Below are 11,770 nucleotides of genomic sequence, written 5' to 3' on the forward strand. Positions count from 1 at the left end.
TTAGGCCCGAGAGAAACGAATCGAAGAGTAATCTCTAAGTCTTCTCCCATCAAACGTTGAAAAATGCTATACTTCTGAAAGTCTGCATTTTTAATATTTTTTCTAATCATATTTGCTAGACACTTTTTTATAATATACAACTCGTATTTATATCTTATTGAGTCTGGCAGTTTTTTTTCAGGTAATTGAAGACCACAGTTTTCGAACCTCTTCAAAACTCGTGGCGTAAATCCAATATAGTTATTCGCAATACTAGGGTCAAGAAAGTCAAATGGCCCCAAATATGTTTCACCACTGAGATTGTCAGACTGTGGAATAAACGAGCAAGAATCATCCTCTAAGCACTTTAAAAACTCCTGGATAATGGCAATATCCTCAGGAGTCTTACGCTCATACTTTTCAAGATTCTTTTTCAAAGCATATCCATCACCAAGATTTACAGGATAGTACTTAACTCCATTTAAAAGATAAAAAGGATTTTCATCTTCACTAACTTTAAGGCCAATAACGGTTGAAAGCAGTTCCTTATAAGAAATTAGATTGTATTTTTGTGCACAATCACGATCAAAAATTCGAGAATCAAATAAAGGATCATCTTTGCGAAATTCCTTCCTATAACGGCAGAGAGCTTTCTCATTGTGATAGAAACCATTTTCATCAATTCTAATTGCCTGTCCATCTTTTTGATTTCAATATCATCGAAAACTTACGCGCAGGAAACCAGCGAATTGAATTTTGAGAGTAAGTATACGCATCCAATGAGTAATCAATTTTTTTATCGTTGCCATAACGAGCTATAAAACTTGAGTTTGCTAAGAAATAATTACCTGCCTTACTGGGAAATATTCCCCAAGAAGTCTTCGCTAATGTTTGACTATAAACACTTTGAGAAGCAAAAAAAGCCAATAGTATTACAATCCTAATCATCGTTCTTTCTCTTATTAAGATTTATTTTAATACTTTATCGGAGATTTCTTTGTCCAAGTAAATTTATTTCCATGGAAAGTTCTTAATCTTGAATCAAGATTTCTTGATACAAAAAAAGGGAGCACCTCAATTCTAAGATGCTCCCTTTATATAGAATAATTTTGTCTGTTATTCACAGTGAATGATGGTTTATTGGAACAAGTCCTTCACCTTATCAAAGAACCCCTTACCTCATTGGGTTACTCTTAGCCGAAGCTTCAAGTCCTGCAAGTTGTTCGAAAAGTTCTTTCTGTTCACCAGAAAGTTTAGTTGGAGTTTCAACGTGAATTGAAAGAATCGCATCACCTTGACCATAACCACCAAGCTTTTGAATTCCTTTTCCTCTTAAACGCATTTTCTTACCAGACTGAGTTCCTGCTGGGATTTCAACCATAACTTTTCCATCCAGAGTAGGAACTTCCACTTCAGAACCAAGTGCTGCTTGAGAGAAGCTAATTGGCACAGTGTAATGGACGTTGAAACCGTCTCTTTGGAAAATTTCATGAGGAGCGATATCAATAACAATATAAAGATCACCATCTGGCCCACCTTGTGCTCCAGAATCTCCCTCACTAGAAAGTTTAAGTCTTTGACCTTCATCAATTCCCGCAGGAACTGTAACTTCAAGCTCAACTTTCTTCTTAGTTCTTCCGTCTCCGTGACAAGTACCACATGGGTCAGAAATCATTTGTCCTGATCCACTACACTTTGGACAAGTCGATGCAACAGTGAAGAAACCTTGCTGTCTTCTGATCTCACCTGATCCGTGACACATATCACAGCTTGTTGGCTTGGCTCCATCCTTACCACCGCTTCCATCACATGTTCCACATTTTACAAGTTTATTAACAGAAATTTTCTTCTTAGCTCCAAAGGCCGCTTCTTCAAAAGAAACGTTTAATACCATTTGAAGATCATTTCCAGGTCGTCCTGTTCTACGTGATCCACGTCGACGACCACCACCCATCATATCGCCAAAGATGTCTCCGAAAATATCTCCGAGAATCACCAAAGTCACCAGAGAATCCACCACCGAATACCTCCTCCGCCAAAGCCACCGGCCTGACCGTCAACTCCAGCATGACCAAATTGATCATATCTTTGCTTTTTAGAATCATCGAGAAGTACTTCTGCAGCTTCTGAGGCTTCTTTAAATTTCGCTTCAGCTTCAGCATTGTCCGGGTTTCTATCCGGGTGATACTTCATCGCCAATTTTCTATAGGCTTTTTTAATTTCGTTCTTATCAGCACCTTTTCCAACGCCAAGAACTTCGTAATAGTCTCTTTTGCTCATATGCTTCCCTTATAGGAAAAGGTATCCCGTGTTTTTTACACACAGGATACCTTAGATTTCATTTCTAGTTGTTAAGATTAAACTTCTTTAAAATCTGCATCGACAACGTCATCGTCATCTTTCTTCTGAGCTCCAGCTCCTGCATCTGCACCTGGTTGTGGTCCTGCACCCATGTCTGGTCCTGGTTGTCCACCAGCGGCCTGTTGAGTTGCTGTTGCAATTTCGTGAGCAACAGCTTGAAGTGCTTCGAACGCTGCTTTTAATTCATCAGCATTTTCAGACTCAAGTTTTCCTTTTGCATCAGTGATTGCACCTTCTAGCTTAGATTTCATCTCAGCAGGAATCTTGTTTTCAGTATCATCTTTGATCATTTTTTCTGATCCAAGAATTAGAGCATCAAGGTTGTTCTTTTGATCAACAACTTCTCTTCTCTTCTTATCTTCTTCTTTATTTGCTTCTGCTTCTTGTACCATTCTTTCGATTTCTTCTTCAGAAAGACCTGAACCAGCAGTGATCTTAATTTCTTGAGATTTACCAGTTGCTTTATCTGCAGCAGAAACATTTACGATCCCGTTTGCATCAATATCAAATGTTACTTCAATTTGAGGTACTCCTCTTGGAGCTGGATTGATTCCTGTTAGGTCAAATCTACCAAGCGACTTGTTATCTTTTGCAAACTCTCTCTCACCTTGGCATACGTGAATAGTAACCGCTGGTTGGTTATCTACAGCTGTAGAGAAAACCTGAGATTTCTTAGTTGGGATAGTAGTGTTCTTTGTAATTAGTGGAGTCATAACACCACCAAGAGTTTCAATCCCTAGAGTTAGTGGAGTAACGTCTAGAAGTAGAACGTCTTTTACGTCACCAGCTAGAACCCCACCTTGAATCGCAGCACCGGCCGCAACAACTTCGTCAGGGTTAACACCTTTAGAAGGCTCTTTTCCAAAGATTTCTTTTACTCTTTCTTGTACCGCAGGGATACGAGTCGAACCACCAACAAGGATAACCTCATCGATTTCATTCTTATCTAGTCCTGAGTCATCTAGACATGTTAAACATGGCTTCGCTAGAGCTTCAAGATCCTTAGAGATAAGGTCTACAAATTTTGCTCTAGAAAGAGACACGTTTAAGTGTTTTGGACCAGAAGCGTCTGCAGTGATGAATGGAAGGTTTACATCAGTGCTGTTTACGTTTGAAAGCTCATGCTTAGCTTTTTCCGCAGCTTCTTTAAGTCTTTGAAGAGCCATTTGATCTTTTCTTAGATCAATACCTTCTGTTTTTTGGAATTCCTCAGCTAGGAAGTTGATAATATCTTCATCAAAGTTTTCACCACCTAGGAATGTATCTCCGTTAGTTGCTTTTACTTCGAATACACCGTCAGAAGTGATTTCTAGAATTGAAATATCGAAAGTACCACCACCAAGGTCAAATACAGCAATATTCTTATCTTGCTTAGAATCTAATCCGTAAGCAAGTGCAGCCGCAGTTGGCTCGTTGATAATTCTTTTAACTTCAAGACCTGCGATTTTTCCAGCATCTTTAGTTGCTTGTCTTTGTGAGTCGTTGAAGTAAGCAGGAACAGTAATTACTGCTTCTGATACTGTCTCACCTAGATAGTCTTCAGCCGCTTTCTTTAGCTTTTGAAGAACTTTAGCAGAGATTTCTTGTGGAGCCATTGGACTTCCATCAACTTTAACCCATGCATCTCCATTATCGTTTGCAAAGATTTCAAACGGTGCTACACCAGCAAACTTCTTAGCTTCTGGAGTCTCAAACTTACGTCCGATAAGTCTCTTGATACCGTATAGAGTTTTTGAAGGATTTGTTACAGCTTGTCTTTTTGCAACTTGCCCGACAAGAGTCTCTCCGTTATTTGCAAAACCAATTACAGATGGAGTTGTGTTATGTCCTTCTGCATTTGGAATGATTTTATACTTTCCGTTTTCTAGAACTGATACACAAGAGTTTGTTGTACCAAGATCGATTCCGATAATTTTTCCCATTTTTAGCTCCTTAATATTGTCTTTCTAACTTTAAAATTAATTTTTAGCGATCACTACTTTTGCTGCTCTTAGCAGTCTTCCGTTTAACGTATATCCTTGTTGATAAACTTGGATAACTTCGTCATTTTCTTTCCCTTCTGCTGGTTGCTGTGCCATTGCTTCGTGAAAGTTCGGATCAAAAGTTTTTCCAAGCGCTTCAATCTGCTCTAATCCATTATTCTTAAGTACTTCTAAGAACTGGCCCTTAACCATATCAACACCAACGAAAATATTTTTAACTTTAGCATCTTCGTCGTTTTCAATGGCCATCAAAGTTCTCTCAAGATTATCAACAACATCAAGGAGTCCTTTTAATACTTTTTCATTTCCATACTTAAGCTGATTCTGCATATCTCTTTCGTGACGCTTCTTCATGTTCTCCATTTCAGCGGCCACGTAGTAGAACTTCTCTTTGAACTCTGCGAGTTCTTTTTGTTCCGCAGAAACCTCTTCCTTAAGTTCTTCAACTTCTTCGTGAATTTCTTTTACTTCGGCCATCGCCTCATCTGCTTCGGCCATAGCTTCCTTGGCCTCATCCATCGCTTCTTCTGCTTGAGCTTTCACTTCTTTTAGATCTTCAGCTTGCCCATTGTTCACTTCAGTTTCAGACATTCTTAAATTTCCTTTGTTTAGGTAATTATCCTTTCATTGAATAAAGTGGTACCATATACATTAATGTCAATGGCACAAGGCCAAAAAAAAATTGAGCTTAACTTAAGTTACTAATATTACGTCTTTAATATCCAAGGAAGGATGAATTTATGAAAAAGCCAGGTCTTTTGATCTCACTAATTCCAATTGTGCTCCTCGTCTTTTTACTCATCGTGAACGTTGTCATCTTCAAAGATGACGCAACAGGTGGTGCTAATCAAACAGCTCTTCTAATCACGGCTTTCTTCGCCGGGCTCATCGGAGTCTATGGACTTAAAACACCGTTTAAGAAAATTGAAGAGGGAATCGTAAGCTCAATTACTAATTCACTATCGGCCATTACAATTCTCATTATTGTTGGAGCTTTAATTGGAACATGGATACTCTCAGGAACAGTTCCTGCCATGATTTACTATGGGCTTAATCTGATAAACCCAACTGTCTTCCTTCCAGTTTCATGCATTATTTGTTGTATTGTCTCACTTGCAACAGGAAGTAGTTGGTCAACAACAGGAACTGTAGGTATTGCGCTTCTAGGAATTGGTGAAACGCTAGGACTTCCAATCGGTCTCGTTGCAGGAGCGGTTATTTCAGGAGCCTATTTCGGAGATAAGATGTCTCCACTTTCAGATACAACAAACCTTGCTCCAGCAATGGCGGGAACAGATCTATTTACACATATCCGTCACATGCTCTACACATCAGGTCCAGCAATTATCATTGCTATTATTCTTTATACACTAATTGGTCTCAACTACAGTGGAGATATGATTGATCAACAATCTATCAATAATCTTAGAGAGACCCTAAAGGCCAATTTTAATCTAAATATCTTTCTCTTCTTTCCACCATTACTCGTTCTCATTCTTGTTAGAAAGAAAGTGCCAGCTCTGCCGGCGATTACCTTTGGAGTTTTTGCAGGAATCCTTGTTGCTCTTGGTTTTCAAGGAGAGCTCATCGCAAAAATGACAAACTTCAATGGTGGTATCAAGGCTTACTATGAGGCGATTATGAAAGTCTCATACGCTGGATTTGAGATCGAAACAGGTCATAGAATTATTGATAAACTTCTTAATCGTGGAGGAATGAAAGGCATGCTCTCAACTGTTTGGCTTATTCTCTCTGCTATGATTCTCGGTGGAACACTTGAAGGTACAGGTATGTTACAAAGTATTGCCGAATCAATTCTTAAATTAGTTAAAGGAACAGGCTCCCTCGTGGGTGCGACTCTTGGAAGCTGTATCTTTCTCAATGCTACGGCTTCAGACCAATACCTGGCCATCGTTGTACCAGGAAGAATGTTTAAGAATGCTTATGATAAGTATGGCCTTGCACCAGAAAATCTTTCTAGAACATTAGAAGATGCCGGAACTGTAACTTCGGTTCTCTTTCCTTGGAATACCGGAGGAGCTTACAACTCATCAGTACTTGGGGTTCCAACTTTAACTTATGCCCCTTACTGCTTCTTCAATATTCTTAGTCCAATGATCTCTCTATTCTTAGCAAGTATGAATTGGACAATCGTCAAGAAGATCGAAGAAAGACAAACTCAAGCTTAATTCACGCGCCCTCCCCTCGGAGGGCCATATTCCAAATCTGGTTCAAAACGCGAAATATTCCATAATCGAAACAAAGTCAACATCATAACCACCTGAAATCACTCGTTCATCATTTGGCACTCCCATTGCTTCTATAAGCACAATGACAAAGGGAGATCATAAATGAAAACAATTATCAAATTCGCACTACTCACAATTCTGGGACTAAATAGCTTTGCAAGCCTATCCTTTCTCTCGCCTGCACTTGTTAAATTAAATATTGATAAGCGCTATGAGAACACTATGACTAATTCAGGCTTTTCAAATATCAAACAAGCCAGCTTCACAGAATACAGTGCTTACATTGCACAAAGAGATGAGAAATTTAAAAAGGAAAAAGACATTAAGCCGAGAAAGAATACTTCTATAAAATGGATCAGCTTATTACTTTGAATATAAAAAATAAGACTTCTAAATGAAGTCTTATTTTCTTAAATCGATATAAATATATGGTTCTGCCACCAAGAAGTTATCAGGGGCATTGGCCTCAAGCTCTGTGAAAAGTTTGGCCCTAATACTAAAGAAGCCAGCCCTAACATCTTCGACTTCTACAACAATCATTTCATTATCTTTTTGATAATCAATATTTCCACTAAAGCTAATACTCATTCCAAATGAAAGGTTACTTGAGAATGACCCGTAAACATAACCTCTATTAATCGTCATTTGGATATTATCAAGAGTGATTTGAGATGTTTCAAAACTCTTCTCTCCGATTAAACTTTCAAAAGATGAGCTTTCAGAAACAAATGAAAAACTTGAAACACTAACTTCAGATGTGTTTAAGCAATTCATGATCAGATCATCACTTGGATCAGTGTAAGTTCTTTGACGTTTACACTCCGCACTTCCTTTGAAGATATCCGTTGAATAACCTTCAGAGCTTGCATTTAAATTATAAAAACTTAGATCAATTCCTCTTTTGCTATTAGAGAAGTTCATATCCTGAACATTAATATAGTCTGCATCTCTTACTGCAAATAAAGAAAGATCAATTTCAAACTCTTTTCCTTCAAAACCAAAAACGAGAAGTCCATCCTTGTTTTCTACAGAGAGTTCTGGATTATGATAAGTTCCAAATCCATCAATATTAAGATAGTCAGCAGTTGCGCTCCCTACTGGAGTTTCGTAACTTGCATTTAGATTAGAGAATTGTCCCTCAGGAAGAGAGGCAAACGATAATGTCGATAGTAGTATTGTTGCGATTAGTTTCTTCATCCGGGTATTTTAGCGATGAAAAAACTAATCTTGCAAACTTTATTATTAAAAGTAAGTTTTCTTATTTAGTTCTAAAGAATTTTCTAATTGCAGATGAACACGAGTCACCAACTGAGGCCATTCCGACCCTAAGAACTTCAGTTCTTGATAATGGAAAGTTATAATTCAATGAAAAATAACCTTTTCTGATATTTTCTTTCAGCAGGTCTTCAACAATATTCTCTGCCATTTCTTCATCATCAACTAACCTTCCAAGCTGAGAAACAAGCGTACCACCTCTTGCCAAAGTCCCGAGTTGATCGTTAACAAGGTGACCTTCTCTTAGCCCCCAAATAATCCACTCTTCAGATTTTTTTATTTTATCAATTTGAGATTCGATTGCTTTGATTAGTGCTTTTTTCTTAGACTTTGACAGGTTTCTTCCAACGGCCATCCCATCAGCAATAAGTTTGGCATTACTAAATTGAGCACCTGAACCAATCAAAAGAAAGGCCTTTCTCGTATCAAGTCTTAGAGTTTCACTCATACCAAAATCAAAGAGTGTTACCTGTCCCGTTGATTGTCCAATTTTATTAACTGTAAAGTTACCTTGGTGAAGGTCACTGTGAATAAATCCTGAGTCAATGAGTCCCTCTTGAAACCAAGCTCGCATAATAGCTTCAGCAATAACTTTACGAGACTTTATATTTTCAATTTCTGAGTATTTCTTTCCAAAAGTTACAAACTCTTGAAGATGGAGATTTGTTTTCTTTCCGGCCTTTGGTTTATAAACATCAGGAACATTGATATCAATATCATAAACTTTCCCATCTTGTTTAACCTTAACAATTCCCTCATATGCTTGATTAGCATATTCTTGTTTCTTAATAGCATCAGGAATATCAAGCTCAGACTTTAAGAACTCTGATATACTCTCAACAAGTTTTCTAGCAGTAGGAAGGAAGTCTTCTGACAACTCTCCCTCTTCACCCATTCTCTCAATAAAGTCTTTTAGGATTCTAATATCATCATCGGCCCTCTTCTCAATTCCTGGTTTAAGAAATCTAAGAGCGATATCAATTTTCTTATTACCTTGTTTTAACTTGGCCTTATTAACCTGGGCCATTGTTCCAGTCCCCAAAGGTTTTTTGCTAATATTCGTGATAACAAAACCTGCTTCATCTTCATCAACTATTTTTTTAACAAGGTGATACGGCACAGGTTTACCATCATCTTCAAGAACTTCAATAACTTCTTGCAAGCTCTCACCCATACTTGGTTCTTTCCCAAGCTGTTGTAAAGTTTTTCCAAGACCTGGTCCAGAGTTTTGGAACATCAGCTTTACCATCTCCATGCTCTCTGGCTCACGACCCAAAACTATAATGTCATTAATAATATTTTTAATGACGTCTTGATCTACATTTGAGTAGTAATAATCAAGAAAGAGAACTAAAAATTTTTCCGCTTCTGGATTTCCTAAATCAAGTTGCCCAGAGGCCTTTAATTCCGTTCCCAGATTTTTAATTTTCTCAAAGTACTCATCTAGTCTTTCTTCGAATTTGTTAACAACTAACAGAGGAATCGTTCTTTGTGAGTTTGATGATTTAACAGCTGCAACAAAATTAGAAATATCTTCATTCACAATTGCCGATAATTCATTTCCCGCATCAATTTGATCAATATTCATTGAGGCCAATGTTGAGTAGACAACATCTGCTCTAATTGGAGTCGCTATTGTTTCGGCTTGTGACATTTCTGTTAGCCACTTCACCTCTTCTTTTAAAGTCCAAGCTGGTGGCGCTTCAATCTTATAGAATGTCATATTATTTGGAGAAAGCTTCTCCGTTTTAATATTGAGCATGACCTTGGTCGTCTCTACTTCAAGATATCTTTCGGCATTCTTTACTATCTGATACTTCTCTTCATCACTCTTAAAACTTGCCTCAAGCATGAACTTCATGAGATTTGTTCTAACAGTATTAACTTCAGCCTTTCTCGCCTCAGAGAGGTTCTCCCATGCTAACGCTCCCGAGTTTCTTAATTCCTGCGTTAACGAATCTGGATTACGAAGATCCTTATTATTAAGATTAGAAGTACAGGAAATAAAAATTAGAGTGACTAATAGCGGATATAAAAATAATTTTCTCATAAGATAACCTCATGAGCTTATCGGATAAGCTTGGCCTTAACTTAAATATCTGAATTTATTAATTAAAAGTTGTTTGGTAGCTTTAAGAATAACTCATCCATTAGAGAATCAAGAATAAGAAAACCCGCACTATTAAGAATCACGCGATCTTCTTTTATTTCCGCGATGTTACGATTTACCCAGGTCTGTGCAATTTGAGAAAAACTAGAATTATTGAACATATTCAGAGTCAAACCATCATTAATTCTCAATCCCATATAGACTTCTTCCAAGAATAATTCTTTCTGAGAAAGCTCTTCACTAACATATTCGGCCTTAGAAACTTTCCATTTATAGCGATGGCCTTTTTCCGTAAAAAGCCCTGTCGCTGAAGGCCCAATTGCTGCCACAGAATTCATCTTCCAATATTCTTTATTATGATGAGACTCAAAACCAGGCTTAGCGAAATTTGACACTTCATAGTGCTCGAAGCCTTTGCTCTTAAGGTAGTTGGCCACTGTCAGATATTCTTTTTCAATCCATTCATCATCTGGAAGCTCATTAATATGAATATAGTGATCTTTCACCGTAAGAATATAGAGACTAATGTGATTTGGAGAATACTTTAGAATCTCTTCCAGCTCCGATAAAATATCTCTTTGATACTTTTTTGAAAACGGTAGCCCCAGCATAAAGTCTACAGAGAAGTTTGCCTTCATCTCAGAAAACTTTTCCAAAGTTTTATACACGTCATCGATATTATGAATTCTATCAAGAACCTTGATAAAATTTGAGCTTAGAGATTGAATACCTAAAGAAAAGCGATTTACTCCAATACTTTGCCAGGCCTGTAGAGATTCTTCGCTCCAGCTCCCCGGATTCACTTCAAGTGTAAATTCCACGTTTTGAGATAACCTGATATCGTACTTCTTGAAAAGCTCCGCTAATTTCTTCGCACCACGCTTGCCCCACAAAGAAGGTGTTCCCCCTCCAATATAAAGAGTTTCAAGCTCTTGCCAAGAATAGCCTAGCTTCTGCATCAACTTTTCATGCTCTTCAAACATCTGCTCTAATAACAGTTCAAAAGAGTCAACATCCCCATCATTCTTTGGAATATTCTTATAGAAGTCACAATAGTTACAAAGGTGACGACAAAAGGGGTAATGTAAATAAAGTGATTTTACGGCTAGTTTTGCTTGCATTACTTTTTTCACGTAGTTAGTTATCCTATTAATTATATCTCAATAAAAAGGTGTCCTTGTAAATGAAATACGAAATAGATAAGTTAAAAAATGATTTAGAAGTTATATTTGTCGATCTTCCAGGAAGTACCGCGGCAACTGCTCAGATTTGGTTCAGAGCTGGAAGTACCTTAGAAGACAAGGAAGATCATGGGATCGCTCACTTTCTAGAGCACATGTTCTTTAAAGGAACTCCAACAAGACCAGGGGCCATGATTGCTCATGAAGTCGAATCATTTGGTGGTGAGATTAATGCATTTACCTCATTTGATTACACTTGTTATTATATCAACACTCCTAATTCTAATTTAGATCAAACAGTGAATATTCTCTTAGATATGGTTTCAAACCCAATGTTTAAAGAAGAAGATCTTATTCCAGAAAGAGAAGTTGTTTTCGAAGAGTTTAGAAGAAGTCAGGACAATCCAAATCAATTCTCATTCCAAAAGATTCAGAAGTCATGCTTCTCTGGTGGTTATGCTCACCCGATTCTAGGAAATGAAAAGACAATCCGCTCGTTTACAAGAGAACAACTCTCTAAATTTAGAAATAAGTACTATAATAATTCTAACTCATTCCTTGTTGTTGCAGGAGATCTTAGAGATAAAGAAAAGATCGTTGAGTCTATTCAAAAGTTCTCTCTTCCTAAAGGTG

At 37.5% G+C, this 11,770-nt stretch carries 9 protein-coding genes and 1 pseudogene; 3 read left to right on the top strand and 7 right to left on the bottom strand.

Features of this window, described 5'->3' with window-relative positions:
• The 4 genes and pseudogenes from M901_RS13065 to M901_RS13085 all read right to left on the bottom strand — a co-directional run.
• Positions 1-416, bottom strand: a 416-nt coding sequence (locus M901_RS13065; protein ID WP_021278685.1) for a hypothetical protein, incomplete at its 3' end; no start/stop codon positions are given.
• A gap of 700 nt (positions 417-1,116) precedes the next feature.
• Positions 1,117-2,259 (bottom strand): annotated as a pseudogene (gene dnaJ, locus M901_RS13075) (molecular chaperone DnaJ).
• A 77-nt stretch (positions 2,260-2,336) separates the two neighbouring features.
• Positions 2,337-4,262: a molecular chaperone DnaK gene (dnaK, locus tag M901_RS13080; protein WP_021278686.1), complete on the bottom strand. Its 1,926-nt coding sequence runs from the start codon at positions 4,260-4,262 to the stop codon at positions 2,337-2,339.
• A 36-nt stretch (positions 4,263-4,298) separates the two neighbouring features.
• The gene (locus tag M901_RS13085) at positions 4,299-4,913 is read right to left on the bottom strand and encodes a nucleotide exchange factor GrpE (RefSeq protein WP_021278683.1); all 615 of its coding nucleotides are present in this window, start codon (positions 4,911-4,913) and stop codon (positions 4,299-4,301) included.
• Positions 4,914-5,062: 149 nt separating this feature from the next.
• Between M901_RS13085 and nhaC the strand changes: the two genes are divergently transcribed.
• Together nhaC and M901_RS13095 are read left to right on the top strand one after the other, a co-directional pair.
• The gene (gene nhaC, locus M901_RS13090) at positions 5,063-6,511 is read left to right on the top strand and encodes a Na+/H+ antiporter NhaC (RefSeq protein WP_021278679.1); all 1,449 of its coding nucleotides are present in this window, start codon (positions 5,063-5,065) and stop codon (positions 6,509-6,511) included.
• Between the two features lie 162 nt (positions 6,512-6,673).
• Complete coding sequence (locus M901_RS13095) at positions 6,674-6,943, top strand: hypothetical protein (RefSeq protein WP_021278678.1); 270 nt, start codon at positions 6,674-6,676, stop codon at positions 6,941-6,943.
• Positions 6,944-6,973: 30 nt separating this feature from the next.
• Here M901_RS13095 and M901_RS13100 read toward each other — a convergent pair whose 3' ends face one another.
• From M901_RS13100 to hemW, 3 genes are all read right to left on the bottom strand, one after another.
• On the bottom strand, positions 6,974-7,768 hold the full coding sequence (locus tag M901_RS13100) for a hypothetical protein (RefSeq protein WP_021278684.1): 795 nt from the start codon (positions 7,766-7,768) through the stop codon (positions 6,974-6,976).
• Positions 7,769-7,829: 61 nt separating this feature from the next.
• Complete coding sequence (locus M901_RS13105) at positions 7,830-9,896, bottom strand: AarF/UbiB family protein (RefSeq protein ID WP_021278687.1); 2,067 nt, start codon at positions 9,894-9,896, stop codon at positions 7,830-7,832.
• Positions 9,897-9,958: 62 nt separating this feature from the next.
• The gene (gene hemW, locus M901_RS13110; RefSeq protein ID WP_021278677.1) at positions 9,959-11,077 is read right to left on the bottom strand and encodes a radical SAM family heme chaperone HemW; all 1,119 of its coding nucleotides are present in this window, start codon (positions 11,075-11,077) and stop codon (positions 9,959-9,961) included.
• Between the two features lie 62 nt (positions 11,078-11,139).
• On the opposite strand from hemW, the gene M901_RS13115 reads away from it, so the two are divergent.
• Positions 11,140-11,770 (top strand): pitrilysin family protein (locus tag M901_RS13115; RefSeq protein ID WP_021278681.1); only part of this gene is annotated, 631 nt, incomplete at its 3' end.

The organism is Bacteriovorax sp. DB6_IX, from assembly GCF_000447775.1.
Classification (GTDB): domain Bacteria; phylum Bdellovibrionota; class Bacteriovoracia; order Bacteriovoracales; family Bacteriovoracaceae; genus Halobacteriovorax_A.

What these genes read in the sequence shown, in the direction of transcription:
- dnaK (WP_021278686.1), bottom strand. Translation starts at nt 4,262, where the DNA reads ATGGGAAAAATTATCGGAATCGATCTTGGTACAACAAACTCTTGTGTA.
- M901_RS13085 (WP_021278683.1), bottom strand. Translation starts at nt 4,913, where the DNA reads ATGTCTGAAACTGAAGTGAACAATGGGCAAGCTGAAGATCTAAAAGAA.
- nhaC (WP_021278679.1), top strand. Translation starts at nt 5,063, where the DNA reads ATGAAAAAGCCAGGTCTTTTGATCTCACTAATTCCAATTGTGCTCCTC.
- M901_RS13095 (WP_021278678.1), top strand. Translation starts at nt 6,674, where the DNA reads ATGAAAACAATTATCAAATTCGCACTACTCACAATTCTGGGACTAAAT.
- M901_RS13100 (WP_021278684.1), bottom strand. Translation starts at nt 7,768, where the DNA reads ATGAAGAAACTAATCGCAACAATACTACTATCGACATTATCGTTTGCC.
- M901_RS13105 (WP_021278687.1), bottom strand. Translation starts at nt 9,896, where the DNA reads ATGAGAAAATTATTTTTATATCCGCTATTAGTCACTCTAATTTTTATT.
- hemW (WP_021278677.1), bottom strand. Translation starts at nt 11,077, where the DNA reads ATGCAAGCAAAACTAGCCGTAAAATCACTTTATTTACATTACCCCTTT.